This is a genomic window from Bacillus coreaensis, assembly GCF_050586445.1.
Classification (GTDB): Bacteria; Bacillota; Bacilli; order Bacillales; family Cytobacillaceae; genus Robertmurraya_A; species Robertmurraya_A coreaensis.
The window spans coordinates 277,168-300,998 of sequence record NZ_JBOCCY010000004.1 but is presented as its reverse complement, the minus strand read 5'-3'; the positions used below and the strand labels follow the sequence as shown (position 1 = coordinate 300,998).

Genomic DNA, 23,831 nt, shown 5'->3' with positions numbered 1-23,831 from the left:
TTTAGCAGTTATTTGCGATTTTTAAATTTTACTTGCGATTCCAGAAATATATTTGCGATTCTAGATTTTTATTTGCGATTCCAAAATTATATTTGCGATTCTAAATTTTTATTTGCGATTCCCAAAATATAATTGCGATTCTTGTATTATTTTTGCGATCCCTCTACAAATCTAATAGCTCTTCAAAGCATACAACATTTTATAGATAATCGTATCCCTGTCATTCTGGCGATATAAGGGTGTATTTAGTGTATATACCATTCTGGAAATCGTTGAATTTCTCTTATATAAAAAGTCTTCAACTATTTTTCGTTTCTCTGGATGAAGTTCTTCTTTAAACAGTCGGTAAAACTCTTCTACTTGTTTGGTGAATGGCTTTTCTTTGCCTGTCTTCTTAAAGTTCTTATAGCGAATTATGGCACTTTGAACCTTGTTATTAGCCATCCCTAGCGTATTTGAGGAATGCTGGCGATACAGCAAATGAGACTCCGGATCATAAACCAATTTTCCAAATGCAGATGCTAATAAATAAAACCATCCATCATGCATCGTTACCTTTTGAGTATCTGGAATTTTTGATTTAAACAGTTCTAGCATTTCTTTATTAAAAACTATGGTACAACCAGTAGCAACATTCTGAATAAGGGCATTTTTAAAGCCAACACCTCTAGGTGGAATCTGAGACTGCTTTAATAATTGAAGATTGTCATCAACAATATCTAAACGAGAAAAATATAGAAGTGGTACGTTACTCTCTTGTTTTCCAAGCATACTAACCGCTCTTGAAACCTTCGAAGGTTGCCAATAGTCATCCTGATCACAAAAGGCAAAGTATTCCGCTTCAGTGTCAGCTTCCATTGCTAATTCAAAAAAGCTTGATATAACACCTTTGTTTTCCGCCTTTATTACTCTAATCTGTTCATATTTCCGTTGATACTCATCTAAGATACTAAGAGTTCGATCCTTGGACCCGTCATCTCTAATAAGTATTTCCAACGGATGATAATCTTGATTCAAAAGACTGTCTAGCTGCTGCTCTATATACTTTTCTCCATTATAGGTCGACAATAGTATTTGTGCTTTTTTCAATTTTAACTAACTCCTGTTCAATAGTAGGTACATAAATTATTCCATACTGAATCAATTAAGACAAGCAATGCCCCGTTGAATACCTAAACAAAAAGAAAAGTGAATTCCAGACCACGTCCTTCCTTCACTCTTCAATAATTTTAAGCTTATTTCATTAATTCTACCACTTGGTTCACAACTGAAGTATTAATTCCTCCACCAATTTGGTGTACAGCTGGGCTTTGATAAGGAGTAATAACATTAATTTGCGAAACTGAAATTTTATCAGATACTAATAATACTGGTACATTATACTTCGCTGCAAGCGGACCTGCTGATAGAGCGTCAACAAGTTTAGCCGTTTGCGAATTAGCAATCATAATCGTTTGCATAGCTGATTCTTTATAGAAATGTTGAATAACTTTAGCATTGGTTTCTTGACGATCGGAACCACTTAATCGATTGTTTAGGACACTTTGTGATGTAATCTTATCCATTTCACTAAGTATAGCTGGTTTAATTACACCTGTCCCACCAATGAAATAGGATGTATCTAGGTTTTCACCCTTTAACCAATTAAATGTATTTGTCGGAACACTTTGCTTATCTGTTAGAATAATTGGTTGCTTTTCTTTTCCTGCCTGTGCAGCAATGGAAAGTGCATCCGGCTCACCGTATCCATAAGCCATAAATACTTTTTGAACATCAACTAACTTATCCACTTCCTTCGCGATGAGCAAGGATGTTTCATAGCGGTTGACTCCTCCAATTCTTGATACCGTATATCCTTTAGCTACAAGGTTATCAGCAACAGTTTTTGAAATAACTCCTGTACCACCAATAAGAATAATCTTCTTTGCCTTTAATCTTTGAAGCTCAGCCAATGTTTCATTAGGCAAGCTATCCTTTGTTGTTAAAAGAATAGGTGCACCATTAGCTGAAGCAAGTGGTGTAGCTGTTAATCCATCTGCAATGGCCCCACCATTTACTAAGACAACTGTATTTGCTGTAGACCATCCCTCTTCTGACACCTTTACTGCAGTTGAATATCTCGTTTTACCAACTAGCTGCTGAAGGCCTGTTTCTAGCACTTGTGCTTTAGTAACAGCACTTACATTACCTGCAGCATCTGTTGCGGTTACTTCTAACACTGTTCCTGCCTTTTGTTTCGGAATCATGATGGAGAAGGTCCCTTCTTGGGTGACCGTTCCTGTCCAACTATTACTTCCACTCTTCACCGTAATCTTCGCTGACTTTTCTCCTGTTCCCGTTACGACCGTCGATTGGTCTGTCACTTGATTGACCACTGGTGCCGACGGAGCAGTTTTATCTGCTACGGTGGTTACTGTTACTTTCGCTGTTGCACTTACATTTCCAGCCGCATCTGTGGCCGTTACTTCTATCACCGTGCCTGCCTTTTGTTTCGGAATGCTGATAGAGAAGGTCCCTTCTTGCGTAACCGTTCCGGTCCAGCTATTGCTTCCACTCTTCACCGTAATCTTCGCTGACTTTTCTCCTGTTCCCGTTACAACCGTCGATTGATCTGTTACTTGATTGACTACTGGCGCTGACGGGGCAGTTTTATCCACTACGGTTACTTTCGCTGTTGCACTTACATTTCCAGCAGCATCTGTTGCGGTTACTTCTAATACAGTACCTGCCTTCTGTTTTGGAATCGAGATGGAAAAGGTTCCTTCTTGGGTAACCGTTCCTGTCCAGCTATTGCTTCCACTCTTCACCGTAATCTTCGCTGACTTTTCTCCTGTTCCCGTTACGACCGTCGATTGGTCTGTCACTTGATTGACCACTGGTGCTGACGGGGCGGTTTTGTCTCCCACTGTTATCTCAGTTGGAGCACTTATATTTCCAGAAGCATCCATTGAATAGATTAGAATTTTTGTATTGGCTGAAACAGGTGCAACACTCATTTTAAAGCTACCATCTATATCAGCTGTAATTCTTCCAATCTCTGATTGGCCTACCATAGCATATACAGTAGAATTCGCCTCAGCATAACCACTAATCGTAGTATCTGAATCACCTACTGCATTTACCGAAGGACTGCTAGGAGGTGTAACGTCTCCACCTTCTGAAGGGTACATATCAAAATACGTATAAGTGATATCCTCACCTTTATAGTATGGTTCTTCCAAGCCTTCTGAGGAACTAAGTGTAGTTACAATTGCTCCCCCACCATTTAAATAACCTGAGCTTCCACTGTAGATCTTTTTCTCTACGGAATCAAAAAACGGATCATTTTTGAAACCATACAAGCCTGTAGGTTCATTTAATAGCAGTGCAATACGGAAGTTTGTCATGAATTGACCGAATGTCATATTCGGATCAATATATTTCTTAACTATGTTTTCAACTGCACGATAATCATTGTTAGGATCCATTGTAATCTCTTTGAACACTCGATCACCAATACCCGCTTGTTTTTTAATATATTGTCCAAATAAGTATGATAAAGAGTAGTTTGAGAGCACATCACCATTGTGACCCCAATATAACAGGGAATGACCATTGGTAACGGAGTTAGACATATTATAGTAGTCAACTCGATCCATTAATCCCTGTCCACTATAGACTTGCTCCGATGCCATGGATAATGCTTCATCTAGCCATATGTCCATGTCTGCTCCACCTTCAACCAATACATTTTGATTAAAGTTAACCATATGCTGGAATTCATGGGCTACCGTTTCAAATGCACTTGTTACATCCTTTGTTGAACTCATTCCCATGGCAGGATACGTGTCAATATAGAATGTCTCGGACATATTCGAATAATAATCGTTCGATAAATCCCTTGAATAAAAATACCCACCAACATAACCACCATACCCATTAAAACCATCCTGAATATCAAAACAAAGGATATTTACTTTTCCATCATTATTAATATCAGATTCCACACCAAAATTAGCTGTTACTGATGGATGGATGTTCTGATCGAATTCTTTCCCCATCATATTCGCATCTGCATCGGTAATTTCATTATTGTACACCCATACATATGAGTTTGTTCCGTTATACGCTAGCCTCGCACTAATTTGATAGTCTTCATACGTGCTTAAATTAGTCACCCAAAAAGTCTTGTAATCTCCAACACTATAACTCTTTGGAATCGATTGTTGCTTCACCAGTTCATCTTCGTTCTCTTTAAAATCGAAAGGTAAAACCGCATCCATTTTATAAGCTTCTTGCTTTAAACTAGAATCCATTGTATACTTCATTTCATTTACACTAAATGTACCTGTATATTGGCTACTGTACCCATCAACGGATTCATTACTAATGACAGCATAAGTATCTTCCTCTGTTGATGGTGGTGGCGTACTTCCGCCCCCGTCACCACTCTGATTGTAATAAGGATTTTCCACTTTAAACAGAGTTACATCTGAGTAATATTCAGAATAGACACTCTCAGAAACTCCCAATCTTACGTAGATATATCTTTGGTCATCGAATTCGCTTTTTGTAAGGTACGATTCTAGATAGAGTGCATCTTCCCCATATGTATCAAATTCTATATAACCTGAATAATCTAATGAGTACCCATTGTCTTTATAAAATTCCAAGGTAACAAGCGGATCTTTATAATACATATCATCTGAGTAATAAGTTAGATCTAACGTGAACTCTCCACTATCATAATATGATTCATAAATTCCTTGGTAAAATAAATAATGATACGTATTATATGAATCATTGAGATATACGTAATCAGCTTCAACCAATAAGGGATAATCAGCCGGATTGACACTAAGCTCTTGGTTGGCAAGACGCTTCGTTACCTCATCTGTGGACATATCCTTTTTAATAGTTAGTTCTGGTTTCGGAAATTCAACCAACTTCACCTCATTGGCGAAAACACTCGTTGGAATGAAAAGTAATTGTAAGACTATAAATAAGGTTAGTAACTTACGAAATTCCCCCATTATTTTTCTCCCATCTACATAAGTATATTTTCATAGTCTTATTTTACCATATCCAAATTTGTTATGGTTTCACGAAATATTTCCAAATTAAAAATAGTCTCTCTAAAATAGAGAGACTATCAAACTGTACATTATTTTGTAACCTTCGCTTGTAGTGCAGCACGTACATCTTCATTGACAGCACCATTTCCACCAAGTACAGTTACAGAGTTTACTTTGTTTGTATAAACAAACTTCGTTAAGAACGCATCCACTTCTTTTGGTAAAGCAGTAGGTTCAACTAGTAATAATAACCCGCCATTTCCAACTACTAGCGGAGCAGCAGATAATGCATCAGGGAAGTTTCTTCCGCTAGCTACATATAGGCGATCTGTACCAGTAGCAAATGTATTTAGAATCTTAGCCAACGTTCCATAACGAGTGTCTCCAGATAATCTTTCAACACTTAGTGCTACTTTATCTACTTCTTTATAAACACTATCAGATACAGCAGCTTTTCCACCAACCACATAAACGGCTTCATCTTCAAGAATTGTTTTCGCTTCTTCAGATAGAGAAGATCCATCTGTTAAAACGATTGGCATTCCATTTGCACCAGCAACAGAAGCAGCACTTAGAGCATCCGCAAAGTTTGCTCCAGTGGCTAGGAACACACCGTTACCCGCAAAACCAAGTTCTTTCAACTTCGTAACAATTGCTAAGTTTGTCCCATAACGGTTTGGCATTCCTTCAGTTACTAATCTTTCTACATTTTCAGTACTAATTCCAACTGTTTTTAATTGTGCAATCGCTTCATCAGAAACTGCTGCACTACCACCTAGAACATATACGTTCTCAGCTCCAAGTCTTTCAATTTCAGCTAATACTTCAGCAGATAGCTTGCCGTCTTGGCCAACAGAAAGAATCGGTGCATTTAATGCAGAAGCTAATGGACCAGCAGATAATGCGTCAGGGAAGTTATAGCCAGTGGTTAAAATAACCGCTTTATTCTCGTCTCCCTCAGCATATCCTTCTGGATGTAACTGCTTAGAAATTTCGATACCTGTATCAAAGCGGTTAGCTCCCGCTACGCTGTTCAACACACTTTGATCGGTTGAAATTGGTAATAAAGATAGGACCTCATTTGTATTAGCATCTAATAAATATACTGCACCAGTATATTTACCAGCTTCCTCAGGAGTTGTAATAGATACATTAACTGATAGAGATTGACCAACGGCTAATGCTTTTTCAGTCTCTTCTACAGCAATGGTACCTGTTCCAGCTTCACCCGGGTCTAATACTTTTTCTTCTGAGAATGACAGGTCAAACTCTGTGTTTCCTTCAGGGACTGAATATCCGAAAACATCTAAATAGTACTCTCCATCAGGAAGACTTGTGAAGGATATTTGCTCTTCAGAGCCACCATCCCAGTTTTGACCAACTACATTGAAGTTTGCATCATATAGAGTCAAATCTAGGTCAGCAGTAACATCCCCTGGATTAGAAATACTTGCACTAAAGGAGACATTGTTTTTAATTGTTAATGGAACGGTATAGCTTGCTTCGTTTGCTACTTCATAGCGACCTGCTATTTCTTTCGGCCCGCTAAAACCGGCGGCAGCAAGTTTCACGTTTCTCTTTTCAGATAGGTAGTTATAGAAGGTAACCTCTTCTTCTACTTTTGTTTCAGCAGCTACGCTACCAAGCTTAATTTCACCTGGTTGGGCAACAACATCTTGAACAAACGCTTCTAATTTGTACTTGTTCACTTCTTTACCAGCAACTGGAGCAGCAGTACCGTATACTTGTACTTCCCACACACCAGGCTTAGGACCCTTAAATACAGCATCTTCCACGTTAAGACCACTGTAACCAGCATAACCAATGTATGTGTTTACTTCTTTCCCATCTGGATCAAATACGATCATACGAACGCGCCCTTGGTATTCATCACCTTCACTAAGTGCGCTTAAAGAGAAGCGTACTTCACTTGCACCTGGTTCAACTTCAAACGTGTAGCCCTTCGTTTGTGAAGAAATGACTTCATCCGTTACGCTAGATCGGAAGTTGTTTTCCGCAGTAAATTCATTTCCTTTGATTATAGTTTGATAAGATCTTGCTTCTGTATATGGAGTAGATGCGTCATCGAACAGTAATGTTCCTGCATTTGTGCCTGTTGCAAGCTTATCCTCGTCATACTTTACTGTAATCGTTTTAGACGTACCGGCAGGTAGATCTAACTTATCAACAGAAGGAGTGAACCAGCCTTCGCTAGCAGAAACATTAACAGACTTGTCTTCGTCTGTGTTGTTTTCTACAAGAACTTCAACTGTTTCAGGGACTTCTTTATTTCTTACGTATAATCCTGGTCCACCAGAAATTTTTTCTCCATGATACACCGTTACATCTAATTCTTTAATATCAGAAATAAAATGTTTCTTTAAGTACTCATAGGCCGCCGGGATATCAATTAATCCAGCCCCCTCTTGAGCACGGTTATAACCATCTAAACCCTTAGCTGTTTGAAGCAATGCTTCACGGGCAATTTCGTAATTAAATGGTACACGATCCTTCTCAGCAGCTGATTTTAACAATGCTACCGCACCAGCCACGTAAGGAGAGGACATACTTGTTCCTTGCATCACTACATATGGTCCGTTTTGTACTGGGTGCGCTGCATAAGCAGATCCAGGTCCAACGATATCAGGCTTTTGGTTACCAACTTCATTTGGTCCAACAGACGAGAAGTACCATAAACCTTCTCCATGAACAGGAGTGCCATCTTTGTTTATACCATATGGATAGTAGTTGTATTCTTTTGCCCACATTTCAGAGTTGATGTAGGCTCCAACGGAAATGATCGGCGCTACATCCCCAGGAGATCCAACCGTATCTACCCCAGGACCAGCATTCCCTGCAGAAGTAACGAAAATAATATCAGTCGCTTCGCTAAGAGCTGCCATTAACTCCCCGTATGATCCCATACCATCGTTAAGGTCTGGAGAAGAACCTAAACTTAAGTTCGCAACATCCGCACCAAAACCACCCAGTGATTCAGGTAATGCCGCATCAATCATCGCTGTTTGGATACTCCAAGTAGAAGCACCACCAGCAGCTTTGAACACACGTAATCCAACTAATTCTGCTCCAGGTGCTACCCCTTCACCAGCAACTGCACCATACTGGTTAGAAACTAGGCTTCCATCAGCAGCTGCAATACCAGATACGTGTGAACCATGACCATTAAAGTCTGTAAATAACGTTACATACTTGTCTTCTGTATTCAAATCAGAAATTCGGAAGTTTGCGCCTGTTTTAGTATCATTTACATCCACGTCAAACGTTCCAGTTTCTCCATTAGCATACGCCGTTTCATCTGTAAAATCATTATCAAGGTCCGTGTCCACGTACACCTTGTCACCAACTAATAGCACTGGGAAGTTATCAGACTGTTGGAAAGATCCATTTGAAGTCTTAACATCGTTTCCAGTCTTACCATCAGCATTTAAGTCCTGATTGGTGTAATCAGCATGAGTTGGTCCATAAGGATTTCTTTCAAAGCTTGTTGTCCCGAAGTAAACTTTATCATCAGAAGAATCAAGCCCATCAGTGTTATATGTAACACCATCAACGGTTACAGAAGCCCCCTCTGCATGCTCAGAACTAAAGTATACATCGCCTTCTGCTTTGTACTTTAATCCATTAACTCCTTCAACGACAGATGGAACACCGTTTGGCGTGGAGATTGTATAATCACGTACACCTACAATTTTAGAAGCCCCGTATTTACGAGTTGCTTCATCTAATGCACTTGTAAAGGATTCATGCCCTGGATCTGGACCAGAGTCAATCACAGCGATACGTGTATTTTCTCCAGTGTATTGCTTGTGGAAATCAAGAACACCAGTAGGTTCATGTGTTTCAGCTTGATCTGGAGTGACTGCTGAATCAGAAGCTACCTCGTTTTGGCCCTCCACCCTTAGTTCTTCGTCTTGAACCTTATCCAATTGAACTTCAACATTCTTACCTACTGTACGAACATTTTCTAGTTCAACGATTTGTAAAACCTTAGAAGTCGGTACCTCAGCTAGATAAGCATAATTCTTATGATTTAGCTTTACCTTCGCCCCCAACTTCTCCAGTTGAGTCGTTGCATCTTTTCCGTTACCGATGACAATTAATTCCTGAGTTTGTTGACCACTCAGTGCAAGAGACATAACTTCCTGAAAGTTAGAAACACGAAACTTCTTCGTTTCCTGTAGTGCAGCCTCTGCCTTTTGCGGGTCAAATGAGACGACACCAGTAAATGAGGTTGCTACCATAGTCGCACTAGCAACCACGGATAATACTTTTTTCTTAAACCCCAAAGTCTTCCCCTCCTATGAATTTGTCTACTCTATCATTGTTAGTATTTATAAAAAATTCTAACAAGTCGGAATATAATTAGATTTTACTAGTTTTTTCTAAATATAGTCAACTAATTTCCAATATTAAACTCTTTTTCTACAAAAGTTTACAAAAAAAATAGACTTGCAAATGCAAGTCTATTTAATTATTTACATACACATCTATTTCCCAAGCCTTTTGAAAAGGAATAGCCCCATTTCCACCAAGAATATAATAATTTTTCGAGGAAAATAACTCTGTAGAATCCTTTAATATCAAGCTGTCAGTTTTATTGACAAGAATAACAGGACTCCCTGTTCTCGCAGCCAAAGGACCTACTGCTAAAGCATCTGGGTAGTTAAAACCTGTTGCGTAAAATAGGGGTACTTCAGACGTTGTTTGTCCAAACGTTTTTTGCACAACATTATTAGTAGCAAACCTATCCACTCCCGATAATCTAAATGGACTAGGTAGTTGGTTTTCTACCGTTTTAGATATTACTGCTGATCCACCGACAATATACGACTTGGTTATTGCTTTTTCTTTTAAATACGACACCACCTCCGTTGGCAGGGCCGTGGAACGTGTAAATAGTAAAGGATATTGAAGATGTCCACTATATGGAGCAATGGATAAAGCATCTGGGTAGTTTTCACCGGATACAATGAACGTTTTATTAGTTGTATAAGGAATCACTTCATTTACAGCAATAGCTGTTTCATAACGAGTTTTTCCTGATAATCTGACCGTTTGTGTACCTAACTGACTTAATGTAGCCTCTGATTCTGAACTAACGGCATTTTTCCCACCCACAATTACTGTGTAAGTTGGCCGTAGACGAGTGATTTCAGAAATGATTTCTTCCGTTATCTTTTGATTTTTCACGAGTAAAATTGGACTATCAAGATATGATGCTAATGGCGAGGCAACCAAGCTATCAGGATACGTATCGGCCGTTGCTAGGACAACAAACGACCCTTTTAATTGCTTTCCTTTTACCGATAGCGATTTCTCCTGTAGAGACTGCCACCCTTCTTTAGAAATTTCAATGGCGGTTTCTACGGAAGTTGCCCCTGATAGACGCTGATACGTTTCAATTAGTTCTAATACTTTTGCAGCGTTGACAATTCCTTCTTGTCCAGGAGTCTTGGAGTGTAGAGACTCCCCTATGATCTTCTGAATTTGAGCTGGTTGTAAAAATGGTGCCTGTTGCTTAATCATGGCTGCCACCGAGCTAACAATACCCGTGGACATGCTTGTTCCATCCATTGTTGCATATCTATTATCTAAAAACGTACTGTAAATGCTAGTTCCAGGAACATATACATCAACATAGCTTCCATAATTAGAGAATGTTGCTCTACCTAATGTCTCTGTTATCACACTTCCAACAGCGATTACTTCTTCGTAAGCAGCTGGATACATGACTCGATTTAATCCATCATTCCCAGCCGCTGCCACTATCAGCACATTTTTTGATTCAGCATAATCTATCGCGTCTTTCAGTCCCTGCATGTTTGTATAACTACCTAAGCTGAGATTTAGAATATTCGCTCCGTTATCAACTGCAAAGTATATTCCTTTGATCACGTCAGACATATAGCCTGTCTCACCTTCCAAAACTTTTACAGGCATGATCTTTACATCTTTAGAAATCGAGGAGATCCCAATCCCATTATTTGTTGAAGCACCAACAAGACCTGCTATATGAGTCCCATGGCCATTTGTATCTTCCGGAAGTCTTTCAGGTTTTATAACATTTTCTCCTTCAACAAGTGCATCGGTTAAATCAGGGTGGTCGAGGTCCACACCTGAATCAATTACCGCAACGACTATCTCGGTCGTAGGTTTGTAATTCCCCCATGCTTCACTTACATCTAACACATCAAAGACTGTTTTTTGCAAAGAGTAGTTAGGATCATTAGGCGTATATCCTTGTGTATATACTTTCTGATCGATTTCTGCATATTCCACTTGCGAATTTTGTTCTAATTCCTTAATTTTGGTCTTTACTTTATCTTTTGTTGTCTGAACAACTTCTATCTTTTTTGCTACTTTATTATTTTTAGAGAGTGTCACAATTTCATTATTTTTATATTTTACTAAAATACGCACATTCTCTTCAGCCGATGCTTCTTGAGTAATATGTGCAAACCCAATAAGTAATAGAGAAATAGTTAAAAAGAACAATCGAACAACTTGCAATTGTATCCCACCTTCACTCTTTATAAATACAAGTATAGTAAAATAGAAAGCCTAATGATAGGTAAAACCAATGGAAAAACCCTTCAAAGTTAAATGAAGGGTTTTAAATAGAATTGATTTTTTATTTTAGAACGGACTTCACACCTAAATAACGCTGACTCCAATAAGAATTGCTCATACTAGAAATCATAACTCCTGATGAACTTGCATGGATAAAATCATTATTGCCTAAATAAATGCCTGCATGAGAAGGGCCTGCCTTATATGTCTCAAAGAACACAACCGCTCCCCGCTCTAATTCAGAGTTTGTTCCCATATTCCATAAGTCAGCGACTGTGCGAGGTAACGCCACTCCATGAGCATTAAAAACATAGTTCAAGTAGCCACTGCAATCAAAGCCACTTGGAGTAGTCCCTCCCCATGCATAAGGAGTTCCAACCAAAGACTGAGCTGTTGCTATAATATCCTCGATTGGGGACTTTAAAGCTTGAATGGCCATATCCGATACTGCGGTTGTTCCACCTATAACGGTGAGATGGTTGATCTTTTTTTGCTCAATCGTTGTTTTAATAGAGCTAGGGATTGCACTTTGTTGGACAAGCATCATCGCCGTTCCCTTCTTTGCTGCAAGAACAGAACCTGCAAGAGCATCAGCAAAGCTTTGCCCTGTTGCAATAAAGGCAGTCGAGGGTTGAGCGGAAACATAGGAATTGACAATCTTAGCTGATGTATCATAGCGATCCGTTCCTGCTATCCTCTGAGGATTAGGCAACTGGTGATAGACAGATGAACTTATTGCTGCCTCTCCTCCAACTACAATCGTTTTCTTATATTTTTTTAACTCTTCCTTAACCTGTGGATTTAAATGATCTTTTTCTACCAAATATATAGGGTACTTATTTTTAGCTGCTATAGAAGCAATAGACAAACTATCGGGAAAATTATTACCAGACACAATTACAGCCGTATCACCTGTCGAATTCAACCGTTGATTGATCTTTAGAGAAGTTTCATAACGGTTTGTTCCATTTATTCTTTCCGTTGAAACTCCTATTGTACCTAGTTCCCTTTCCACCGCTTCCGAGATAACAGAGTATCCTCCTAGAATAATCGCTTTCTTCGCTCCTAACCTACGAATCTCTTCTTTCGTTTGTTTTGGTAAACTCATAGGTTGAGTTAATAAAATAGGTGCATTAAGTGAATAGGCTAGAGGCGTTCCAGCTAAGGCATCAGGATAGTTTGTCCCAATTGAAAGGACAATGGTTTGAGATGACGTCCAACCCTCCTGAGACACTTTGACAGCGGTATCATATCGATCCACCCCACTTATCCGTTTAAATGCCAAATTTACTGCTTCAGCACTTACAGGTCTTATTAAAATAAAAAGAACGAACATAATGAAATATACGTACAAACCACTCCTATTCCTCATACCTACTCCTCCGAATTATGTATAATTATGACTTTTCTTAGTATATCATACGAGAAAAAGGCGGAATTATTAAAATTTTGTTACAAATTGACATTAAAAAGAAGTTGGTACAAGCCCAACTTCCTTTAATCACCATATAAAACAGATAAACTATATTGCTTACCCACTAATAAGTCATAGGACAATAACCGGTAATCTTCGAGTAGTTCTTTTTGCTTTTTTGTTAGTTCTTCCATAATTTCTCTATCACTATTTATTTTCGTTGCTTCTTTTATAGCCGAAATTTGTTCTTGCAAAAGGCCTAGAAGATGAAAGTACACTGGTTTTTCCATTCCACTAAGTTCGTAAACGATGGAAGCTAGGTAAAAAGAGCTCACACTATTTAAAACTTGTTTTGGTACGTCAAAGTTTGAATAAATTAGAAGAGGAGTTTCATGATACAATAATTCCTCATCTACCTTACCTAAGTTCTCTTCGAAGCCAGCTTCTTTAAAAATCGCACGATTCGCGCCTAGCACTGGTAGATGGTCTCCCCAAAAAACCACCATCGTCGGTTCATCTAACTCCTCTAATTGATTGACAAGCTGCTGAAGCGCCTCATCTGATCTTCTAATTCCTTCTGTATATACCTCTAGCTGTGCAATGGATTCTGGTGTAAGCCCACTTACTTGAATAGCTGTACTTTCATATGCACCAGGGTTATATGGCATATGATTTTGCATGGATACCGCATGAATAAATAAGGGCTTTTCTTCTTTCTTTAGGCTATCCATTATCTCGTTGGTTAAGGACTGATCAGAAATGACCCCACCTTGAGTTCTTTCTGTATTTGCCATGGTTTCTTCATCTAAAAACTCATCTATCCCGAATGTGTTATAAACGGAATTCCGTTTATAGAAAATACGCTTATAAGGATGAATAGCTAACGAGCTATATCCCTTTTTCTCCAAGTCACTGACAATGGTAGGAATAAAGTTTTTTCTGTCCACTAACTCTTGATAAGGAATAGATCCACTCTTTAAAAAGGATGTAGTTACGCCGGTTAAAGCCTCAAACTCCACATTGGCCGTTGCACCGCCATACACAGGGGATACTAGCTGACCAGAGGAATACTCTGTCATGAGTCGGCGTAGATTACTCATCGGATCGCCACTAAAGTTTACATTAGGCAATTTAGTCGGGTCCCAAAAAGCCTCACTCATTAAATAAACAATATTAGGCGTATTCGATGTTCCTTTTTCTTCTTGATCTGAGAAATTTTTATACTTATTAGCCACTTCTAACACATGTGACTTGGAATAATTATCAGGTTCCGCAAAGCTATCATTGTATAAATTGTATATAAAACCGAACAAAAACCCATTGGTTTCATAGTTAGAAGGCTGATTCCACTGAACTATGGCCACTTCAAAGTAATCAGTTACTTTGTTCATAAAGGTTTTCGGAAAGTTCGTATAGGCATAAACAAGAAAAAGTGAAACACATAACAAGCTTACTCTTACCCATATTTTCATTTTCATTTTTGGCAAAGCCATTATCCAAAGTACTAGAAATAAGATCCCCACAAGAACTCCAATAGCTAAGCTAACTGAAAGATATTCCCTCACCATTGGAATAACATCTTTCACCTGACCGATTTGCAAAAAATCCATGGGATACAAAGGCTCAGCCCGTAAATTTAACTTATTATAATGAACAAAACCAAGAAGAAGTAATAACACACTTGTTAAAAAAGAGCTAATAAAAACGTTTCCAATTATTGCAAACACTAACAAGAACAGCATCTGTAGATAAAGGATACCAGCTATAAAAATATTACTATTTTCGGTAATCCATTTTGTCGTATTCACTGGGTCCTGTAGCCACTGAAAATATTGAAAAAAATAATTAACTATAATAGCAGTAAATAATGTAAGAAAAAAAACTCCTATGACCTTACTAATAGTTAATAACCATGGAAAGCGTCCTTTAGCGTATTGAATAGTCTTGAACTGAAGCTTTGCTGTTGCAAGGAAAAATAAAAGCAACACAATGAAGTAGAAGGCCATTTTTTTCGTTTCATCGTGTGCCCAAAGAATAAAGTTCTCTATACTATAATTATTTCGAAACAATTTAATAAAAAATAAAGCCAACAATGCAAAGAAAACATTCGTAGTAAGCAACAAAATGGTTGTTTGTATCTTTGTTTTTTTCATTGTTTCCTCCACTGTATATTCTTTAGTTATCTATTTTACTCCTTCGTTAAAGATAAATAAAGTTATGTAAAGGAAATGTAAAAAAGCTTGACTCTAACAAGAGCCAAGCTTTTACATTAAATTGAAACTTTTTCATTTTCTGTTATTTTCACTAGGTACTTAAGGAAGTCTTCACGTAAATCTTCTCTTCTCAACGCATATTCAACTGTAGCCTCTAGGAAACCTAATTTGTCGCCCACATCGTAGCGTCTGCCTTCAAAATGATAAGCATAGACAGCTTCTTTTTGAGCGAGTTCCTTTAATGCATCAGTAAGCTGAATTTCTCCACCCTTACCTGGCTTTGTACTCTCCAAAATCTCAAAAATGGCTGGATTAATAATATATCTTCCAAGGATTGCCACATTGGAAGGTGCTTCGTCAACTGGTGGTTTCTCAACAAGCCCTTTAACCTTATACACACGGTCTTCAATATGCTTTCCATCAATGATTCCGTATTTATCCACATCTTCACTAGATACTTCCTGCACACCTAAAATCGTGGTTTTATATTCCTCATAAGTATCAATCATTTGCTTTAAGCAAGGCTTTTCACTATAGACAATATCATCACCTAGAAGGACAGCAAAAGGTTCGTTTCCGATAAAGCTTTTCGCACAATAAATGGCATGCCCCAAGCCTTTTGGCTCTTTCTGTCGAATAAAGTGAATATTAACCATCTCAGATATTTCTCGAACTTGCGCTAATAATTCATGCTTACCTTTCGTTTCTAGTTCAAGTTCCAACTCAACAGACTTATCGAAGTGGTCTTCAATTGACTTTTTATTTCTTCCCGTAATGATGAGGATCTCTTCGATTCCTGATTGAACGGCTTCTTCAATAATATATTGGAGTGTTGGCTTATCAACAATCGGTAGCATCTCTTTTGGCTGGGCTTTCGTCGCTGGTAAGAATCTTGTACCAAGACCAGCAGCAGGGATAATGGCCTTCTTTACCTTTTGCATCTATAAATCTCCTTTTTTCTATGAATATTCACTATGAATAATTATTCCATATGTCTGGAAAATAGACAAGTACTTGTGAAAATTGGCAGAACAAATATTGTCGAATATAGTTACTTATTTCCCATATCTCTACCATATTTTTATATTTTTTTATTACAGTTTTTCTGGTATTGTAGTATGTAGACTTTTGTCATATTCAGGAGGAATTACGTTGAAAAGAGAGAATAAAAAGAAAAAAAGAACCTGGGTGAAGGTTTTAGGGATAGTAGCTTTACTACTATTTGTTGGCGCGGGTGCCTATATATATTCGGTATATCACTCTTTAACTAAAGCAGTTGATACGATGCACCAGCCAATCGATCGAGGAAAATCAGATAAACGTGAGGAACAGGTGACGCTTGAGAAAAAGGATCCTTTCTCAATTTTAATATTGGGTGTGGATCAGAGAGAAGGCGACAGTGGTCGTTCCGATACCACTATTGTATTAACAGTGAATCCCAATCTAAACTCTATTAAAATGCTCAGTATTCCACGTGATACACGAACAGAGATTGTTGGGCGCGGGACCCAAGATAAAATTAATCATGCATACGCATTCGGTAGAGAAGAAATGGCGATGAATACAGTGGAGAACTTCCTTGATATACCTATTGATTATTATGTTCGTGTGAATATGGAAGGTTTTAAGGATATTGTTAATGCAGTGGGCGGAATACAAGTGAATAATACTCTGAATTTTTCTCAAGATGGCTTTAACTTTAATGAAGGTCTAATCAGCTTAAATGGTGACCAGGCTTTATCCTATGTTAGAATGCGCTATGAGGATCCACAAGGTGATTTTGGTCGCCAACAAAGACAGCGTCAGGTTATTCAAGGTGTTGTGAATCGCGGTGCAAGCTTTAGCTCTTTAACAAAATTTGACGATATATTCGCCGCTCTTGGTAAAAATGTAAAAACAAATATTACCTTTGATGAAATGGTGGATATTCAAGCAAATTATAAAAACGCAGCTAAAAATATCGAACAACTTCAAGTAACTGGCAAAGGAACTAAGATCAATAGCATTTACTATTTGGTAGTATCCGAAGAAGAAAAAGCTAGGGTACAAAATGAGTTAAAAGGTCATTTAGAACTATAGAAGTTGTTGAAGGCAATCCAATGGGGTTGTCTTTTTTTTATTAGACTATTATCACCTTTTAACAAGTTAATGCATAAACACAGTCATTCCTATAAAAAAAAACCCGGATGATCATTCATCCGGTCAAGGTATTTACTATTACTTTAGTTCATTGTAAATTGAATCTGACACAGCATTCTTACCACCTAAGATAGTAAATTCATTAATCTTGCTATCTGAAATGGCGGCACTAGTTTCTGCTGGTACATAAGATTGCTCTACTAGTAGAAGTGGTGCACCTTGTTTTGCCGCAAGGACAGAGCCTGTTAATGCATCAGCAAATCCACGTCCGTTTGCAATAAATGCTTTTTCAACCGGGATACCTGATTCATCGAATTTTGAAATAATCTTTGCAGCAGTTTCATATCTTGTTGCTCCAGATACACGATCTGCTCCAGGTAATTGCTTATACACTTTATCACTTACCGCACCTGTTCCACCAACTACAATGGTGTTTGACTTGTCATCAAGTACAGCAGATGTTTCTGCAGGAAGAGATTCCTTTTCTGTTAATAGGATTGGATATCCCATAACCGCTGCATAAGAAGCAACGGCTAAAGCATCTGGGAAGTTTCTACCAAACGCAACTACAGCTGTATCAGTAGGGTTTAACTCTTCTGCAATTAGCTTCGATGTTTCATAACGATTTTTCCCACCAATTCGGCGAGTATCAAGACCTAATTTCGTTAACTCAGACTTTACGTTATCTGATAATACACCTGTTCCACCAAGAATAATGGCATTCGTTGCACCAAGACGCTTGATTTCATTTGTTGTAGCTGTACCAAGACTGTCTTTTGCAGACATAAGAATTGGTGCATCATATTGATAGGCAAGTGGAGCCCCAGCTAGTGCATCTGGGAAATCATCTCCACGAACAATAATAACAGTATCTGCTGTTTCCCAACCTTGTTGAGAGATTTGGGCAGCTGTATCGTAACGTGTGCTTCCAGACACTCGTGTAACCGTTTCATTATATTCTACATATACTCCACGGTCTTTTAATACTTTAATCAATGCTAATGAATCAGCATTTAATGGATTTCCTGTTAAGTACAATGCACCACTCTTCATATTTTTTAATGGAGTGATATCAGAAATATCATTGTTTCTTAAGTCCATTTCAGCAGAAGCAAGCTTACTTAGTTCTCCTACTGTCTTAATGTTGTTTCCACTAAAATCAAATGTCCCATAAGCATGTTCGGAAACAGATAGATTTAGACCTTCTAAGCTACTAATCTTATTATCACTAAGATCAAGCTGGTCAATTTTTGTTAGACTATTTAAACCTTTTAAGCTGCTAATTTCGTTCCCGCTAGTTGAAAGGCGGGTGATCGTTGAAATATTATTTAGCGTGAACACATACCATAGACCTATATTAGTTTTATCAAGATTAGGTATAATCACACACCTTGACTATTATACCAGAAAAATGGATTATTTCCATTTATTTATTTAAAGTCCTAAAATTTGTTTATAATAGGAGATATATTCCTCTTCACTTTCGTGTTTTCTAATCCATTGAATATAAGGAGATGGAATATCCATTTTATCCGAGGCTATTTCACTAAGGACCAATAATCTAATTTTGACCTGTTGATTTTTCACCTTTGTAGGGTCAGGTATGATCAGATTAATATCCTCCCATTGTTCTAAATGGAAGTACGAAAGAGCCGTATAATAAATGGCTTCCTCGCTTACAGCAAATTCCCGACTATTGTAACGTTGGCTAGGAAGTGCCACATTTATCTTTTCTACATCAGATTGGTATTTCTTATACCTCTTAATAGCCATTTCAGCGTATGATTTCCCTTCAGAAAGAGCCAAGTTGGTGTTTAACTGTATCTCCTTTGTTCGGAGATCGTTGTTCATTGCATCTAACTCTAACCCCTTCTCAACCATCACTAGACTTTTTTTTACATTCCCTATTTCCTCAAACAGATTGGCTGCATTTTGATAGACCTTTGGGTTATTTGGCTCCAGTTCTATTTGTTTATCAATCGTACTACTATCTTCCAGGAGAATCCCTAGAGCATTCCACTTCTCAACATCGTACGGGTTATATTGTAAGGATTTATATACTTCTGTCTTGATAACAGAAGTTGATTGTTCCTCTAAGGCATTTTCATAAACCTGGTTTGATTGGAGAAACCGATACGAATAAACGCTAGAAAATAGCACAAGTACGACCAACATACTCATTCCCGTAATCAAGATGCCTTTCGACCTAGATCCAATACTTACCTTCTCAACTGGAAGAGCAACAGCCATTATTGTAAAAATAAATAACCAAATGGTTCCAAAAGAAAGATTGAAATCAATTACACTATGAATAAAGATCATTAGAATAAAGATCAGTGCAGAAATCGCTGTATAGTTCATTTCTATTTTTATTTGTTTAAAGACTTGAATGAATAAATAAGTAAAAACAATGAAAAACGAAAGTAGCCCCAACCAACCTGTATTAATTAACCACTCTAAAAATCCATTATGAATTTCCCGAGCTTGATACGGTAATGATTGATAAGAAGGATAAAGAACGCCCCATGCATTTCCCCCAAAGCCAAAGATAGGGGCATCCATGCTAGCCCGAATAACGTCCTTGGCAATGATCATTCTCTCCATAAAGGTATCAGGCTGATTATATAATCTGTCCTGTATTGCTGCAGGTAATAATCTAGAAACAAAACCCTTATAGAATAGATCTAGCGCTAAAAGCACTATAGAGCCGAGGCCCACGATAGGAAGAATAAAGTGAATTCCTTTTATTCTTCCTACGCCTTTTTCTACTTTTATATCTAGTTTTAGCGAATACTCACTTACCCAGATCAATGCTACAGAAGCAACTATTATGGTACCTAACAGCAAGAGGTGATGCTGAGCAAAGAACTGATAACCGATAAGACCCCATGCACCAGCAAGTATGGTTAAAATAGTCATTCGTACCTGATCTGCAATTTTTAACACTAGAAGCGAAATCAGCCAACTAACAGGGAGAAGAGCTATGACTGCTCGAGATTCTGTGAAGAGAAGTAACAATACATACAAAACGATAGGTGCACCATAGAACACTCTTTCTTTCCTTGATAATAATGGATCCAATATCTTTATTATGGAGAATAAAAACAATGCCCCTAATAAAACCGCTAGTGTATTCGGGTATTGAAAAACACCCGCTAACCTATCAGCTAAAATGATATCTTCGGCTTCAATTAGTCCCATATATCCGAGAATGGCATGGAAAGCTAGTATAATACCTGTTAGATGTACTAAATAAAGTAAATAGGTTCTATATTTTTCGCTCAGTGCGACATAAGACATCACATAAAATAACGCACTATAAGCCGTCCATCGCAGAATTTGATTAATCACTCCTAATGGTGTTTCAGCAAAGAAATAGGAAACAACCCAACATAGAGGCAGGACAACGATTAGTAGTGGAAACTGTAAAAGTACCTGCTTCTGCCTAATTAACTGATAACTAACGACCAAAATAAAAAATAAAAAGATGAATAGTTCGATCATATATAGGTTGGAGTCAAAATAAAGCCCCTTTTGGAAAGGGGTGAAAATGAAAAGAAGACAAACAAAACCAAAGATGATTGCTCGAAAACTCATGATGCCCTCCTTATTTACTATCTGTTGTCATAATCTTTTTATATATTTCAGCAGGTGCACTTCCACCCGCCACTTCTTGCTCAAGTCCACTCGCTTGCCTTTGAGTGCCAACCCAAACAGCAGCAGTATACTTTGAAGAAATCCCGACAAACCACCCATCATAAGAAGTGGTCCCTGTTTTTCCATAGGTAATGGTGTTTGGAAGCTTTGCTCGCTGTGCCGTTCCTTCCTCTACCACTTTTTTTAATAGGTCCAGTGTAGCTTCAGCTGTTTCCTTTGTATAAATCTCCCTTTGTTCAGATTCGACCTCGAATCGAACATGTTCACCTTCTACCTGTTTCAATGCATGCCCTGTTTTCATCTTTCCTTCATTCGGAAATGCTGTATAAGCTTGCGCTAGCTGGTACGGGGAGGTACCCTCTCTTAAAAAGCCCAATGCCACTCGGTATTCATCTAAAGGATGGTATGTGAACAGCTGGAATTTCCTCAGATAATCAATCCCTGTTTGGAGTCCGATTTGATCTAACAACCAAACTGAAGGTACATTGAGAGATTGAACGATCGCTTGTTCTAATGTCACTTTAATACGGTAGCTTTTATCGTGGTTTTTGGGCTTAAAATCTTCTAACTGAAGTGGAACATCTTTTAACTCATCTGAAGCCTTCCAACCCGCTTCCATAGCAGGTGCAAAGACGACTAACGGTTTAAAAGTTGACGCTGGTGGACGCTTCAATTCAGTTGCTTGATTTTGGATGAAGCCAAAAGGATTTCTTCCACCTACTAACGCCTTTACACCACCAGTCGTATGATCGATCACGATCATACTCCCTTCAATGGGATTCTCTACGTGTACACTTTCAGGAAAATTCTCATTAACTTGGAAGGTGTCAAATGTCTTCTTCTGCAGATTAGAGTCAAGCTCCGTGTATAGTTTTATGTGATCTTTCAGCAACTCTTGCTCAGATACCCCCTCTACATATGCGGCTTCACTTAGCACCAAATCAAAATATGAATACCACTCAGCGATTGGCTGATCATTGGTCGTCTGAATAAGAGTAGGGATTTCTCCCTCTACCTTAGTTACCTCAGAAGTAGTTAGTATTTTTTTACGTAGCAGCTCATCATTCACCTTTTTTATATAGGTATTAATGTTTGCCGTCTCCTCTGTAACAAGCTCTTTTTTGCCATCCACTAAAGCAAGAAGATAAATCCATTCAGATGTTTCTAGTTGTTGGATATCCTTTTGAAAAAGATAGTCAGCAGCGGTCGCTATTCCCATCATTCCACCGCCAAAGTATTGATGATTATAGTAACTGGCTATCTCTTCTTCCTCATTCATGAAAAGTGAAGAATAGGTAGTTGCGAAAAGACCTTCCTGATTGAGTTGGTTTTCCATCTCCTTACTTGAAACCGCTTGAATCATGGGAAGAACGTCCTTTATTTGGTCATAATCAATAAGCTTTTGTTCAATCTTTATTATCTTTTTATCTTTATCATCATAGAACGTGACAGAATATTTTTTATATAAGAGATCATGTATACCCTTTATTTCAAGGCCGACCCATGTACAGGCAATGAGACATGCGAGTAGAAGGATGATTTTGAACCAATTTCGTGTTCCTTTTTTGTATTTATTCATATTCTAGCCCTACACCTTTACATACCATTTCATTTTATGAAGGATGATGGCAACCAACGACCATCCGATAAACATGACAAATGCGTACATGAGCTGAGGAATCTCCGTATATATCGCGATATAGTCATAAATAATCGTAGATATAGATTTGTCCATACCACCCATATGAATCGTCCAATGGGTTATGATGGAGAACAGAACCATTTTTCCAAAATAGATAAAGAAGCTATTTCGCCCGTAGGCTTCAATAAACCAAATCAATCCATTCTTTTGATTCTTATTTATGACATCCACTAGTATATAGAGAATACTCAGCGCTAGTATACTAGTTCCTGCAGTTAATAGGGCAAAGGTAGGTGTCCAGATCTTTTTGCTATAAGGAAGAATGTCTGAGGTAAAGTAGGCAATTACAACAACAAGCGTACCCAAGCCAAATAGCTTTATCCATGCCCCCCTCTTTCGATATTCCAATAAAATTTTCCCAGCTATAAAACCTATTAATACATTGGTTAAGGCTCCAAATATTGTTAAAATACCTTCCGGGTCATACCCAGCGGTTCCACCTCTATATAAATGAGAGGCACCAAATATCATGACATCAATCATTCCAGATGGATTACAGTCTATTTGAGGCAACCCTTTCACACAACTGTTACTGAAGGAAAGCAAGATCCATCCTTGTGTGATAACTAAGAGAATGACGGGTAGAAAAAGCTTTTTCCAAGGAATGTATGTTGTTAATAATACCGTTACTAGTCCCAATACAGCATAGAGTTGCAACACCCCTGTTATTCGTAGAGTAGTAAAATCAATACTCCAAGCAACGACCATATTAAAAATAAAACCATAGACAATCAAACGAATGGTTCTGGTTAAGAACTTCCCCCAAGCGATTCCACGATGGTAGGCGAATGCCATCCCTGTTCCGAAAACTGTGATAAAGCAAGGTAGAATAAAGTCCATAATTTTCACGTTATACCATTCCGCATGACGTAGCGCTTCATATCCTCCAGGTGGGATATGATACAACAAGACCGAAAGCATAACAATTAAGCCCCTCGTTACATCTAGAGAACGGAAGCGATCCTTCTTTTTGGTTGACTGCATTTCTTCTGTCATTTATTTGAATCCTTTCTCTTTCAATTCCATTCTATGATATAATATTTTTCGCCAAAAAAGCAGAA

The 23,831-nt window shown here is 38.1% G+C and carries 12 protein-coding genes; 1 reads left to right on the top strand and 11 read right to left on the bottom strand.

From position 1 onward, the window contains the following. Positions 1-171 precede the first annotated feature (171 nt). The 7 genes from ACQ5H4_RS09045 to galU form a co-directional block, all read right to left on the bottom strand. Positions 172-1,089, bottom strand: a complete 918-nt coding sequence (locus tag ACQ5H4_RS09045; protein WP_430774612.1) for a glycosyltransferase family 2 protein — start codon at positions 1,087-1,089, stop codon at positions 172-174. Between the two features lie 146 nt (positions 1,090-1,235). Then, positions 1,236-5,012, bottom strand: coding sequence for an Ig-like domain-containing protein (locus ACQ5H4_RS09040; RefSeq protein ID WP_430774611.1), 3,777 nt, complete (start codon positions 5,010-5,012; stop codon positions 1,236-1,238). A 131-nt stretch (positions 5,013-5,143) separates the two neighbouring features. Next, positions 5,144-9,361, bottom strand: a complete 4,218-nt coding sequence (locus tag ACQ5H4_RS09035) for a cell wall-binding repeat-containing protein (RefSeq protein WP_430774610.1) — start codon at positions 9,359-9,361, stop codon at positions 5,144-5,146. A 181-nt stretch (positions 9,362-9,542) separates the two neighbouring features. Beyond that, entirely contained in the window at positions 9,543-11,585 is a 2,043-nt protein-coding gene (locus ACQ5H4_RS09030) for a S8 family serine peptidase (protein WP_430774609.1), read from the bottom strand. A 121-nt stretch (positions 11,586-11,706) separates the two neighbouring features. Further along, positions 11,707-13,017, bottom strand: a complete 1,311-nt coding sequence (locus ACQ5H4_RS09025; protein ID WP_430774608.1) for a cell wall-binding repeat-containing protein — start codon at positions 13,015-13,017, stop codon at positions 11,707-11,709. Between the two features lie 125 nt (positions 13,018-13,142). Next, positions 13,143-15,212, bottom strand: a complete 2,070-nt coding sequence (locus ACQ5H4_RS09020; RefSeq protein ID WP_430774607.1) for an LTA synthase family protein — start codon at positions 15,210-15,212, stop codon at positions 13,143-13,145. A 116-nt stretch (positions 15,213-15,328) separates the two neighbouring features. Further along, entirely contained in the window at positions 15,329-16,213 is an 885-nt protein-coding gene (galU, locus tag ACQ5H4_RS09015; RefSeq protein WP_430774606.1) for a UTP--glucose-1-phosphate uridylyltransferase GalU, read from the bottom strand. A gap of 211 nt (positions 16,214-16,424) precedes the next feature. Here galU and tagU point away from each other — a divergent pair, with 211 nt between their 5' ends. Then, positions 16,425-17,351, top strand: coding sequence for a polyisoprenyl-teichoic acid--peptidoglycan teichoic acid transferase TagU (gene tagU, locus ACQ5H4_RS09010; protein WP_430774605.1), 927 nt, complete (start codon positions 16,425-16,427; stop codon positions 17,349-17,351). 138 nt (positions 17,352-17,489) lie between these two features. Here the strand turns inward: tagU and ACQ5H4_RS09005 are convergent, their stop codons facing one another. From ACQ5H4_RS09005 to ACQ5H4_RS08990, 4 genes are all read right to left on the bottom strand, one after another. Beyond that, the gene (locus ACQ5H4_RS09005; protein ID WP_430774604.1) at positions 17,490-18,752 is read right to left on the bottom strand and encodes a cell wall-binding repeat-containing protein; all 1,263 of its coding nucleotides are present in this window, start codon (positions 18,750-18,752) and stop codon (positions 17,490-17,492) included. A 93-nt stretch (positions 18,753-18,845) separates the two neighbouring features. After that, on the bottom strand, positions 18,846-21,008 hold the full coding sequence (locus ACQ5H4_RS09000) for an O-antigen ligase family protein (RefSeq protein ID WP_430774603.1): 2,163 nt from the start codon (positions 21,006-21,008) through the stop codon (positions 18,846-18,848). 10 nt (positions 21,009-21,018) lie between these two features. Continuing rightward, positions 21,019-22,647, bottom strand: a complete 1,629-nt coding sequence (locus ACQ5H4_RS08995) for a transglycosylase domain-containing protein (RefSeq protein ID WP_430774602.1) — start codon at positions 22,645-22,647, stop codon at positions 21,019-21,021. 9 nt (positions 22,648-22,656) lie between these two features. Next, complete coding sequence (locus ACQ5H4_RS08990) at positions 22,657-23,766, bottom strand: heparan-alpha-glucosaminide N-acetyltransferase domain-containing protein (protein WP_430774601.1); 1,110 nt, start codon at positions 23,764-23,766, stop codon at positions 22,657-22,659. Positions 23,767-23,831 lie beyond the last annotated feature (65 nt).

What these genes read in the sequence shown, in the direction of transcription:
- ACQ5H4_RS09040 (WP_430774611.1), bottom strand. Translation starts at nt 5,012, where the DNA reads ATGGGGGAATTTCGTAAGTTACTAACCTTATTTATAGTCTTACAATTA.
- ACQ5H4_RS09025 (WP_430774608.1), bottom strand. Translation starts at nt 13,017, where the DNA reads ATGAGGAATAGGAGTGGTTTGTACGTATATTTCATTATGTTCGTTCTT.
- ACQ5H4_RS09020 (WP_430774607.1), bottom strand. Translation starts at nt 15,212, where the DNA reads ATGAAAAAAACAAAGATACAAACAACCATTTTGTTGCTTACTACGAAT.
- galU (WP_430774606.1), bottom strand. Translation starts at nt 16,213, where the DNA reads ATGCAAAAGGTAAAGAAGGCCATTATCCCTGCTGCTGGTCTTGGTACA.
- ACQ5H4_RS09000 (WP_430774603.1), bottom strand. Translation starts at nt 21,008, where the DNA reads ATGAGTTTTCGAGCAATCATCTTTGGTTTTGTTTGTCTTCTTTTCATT.
- ACQ5H4_RS08995 (WP_430774602.1), bottom strand. Translation starts at nt 22,647, where the DNA reads ATGAATAAATACAAAAAAGGAACACGAAATTGGTTCAAAATCATCCTT.
- ACQ5H4_RS08990 (WP_430774601.1), bottom strand. Translation starts at nt 23,766, where the DNA reads ATGACAGAAGAAATGCAGTCAACCAAAAAGAAGGATCGCTTCCGTTCT.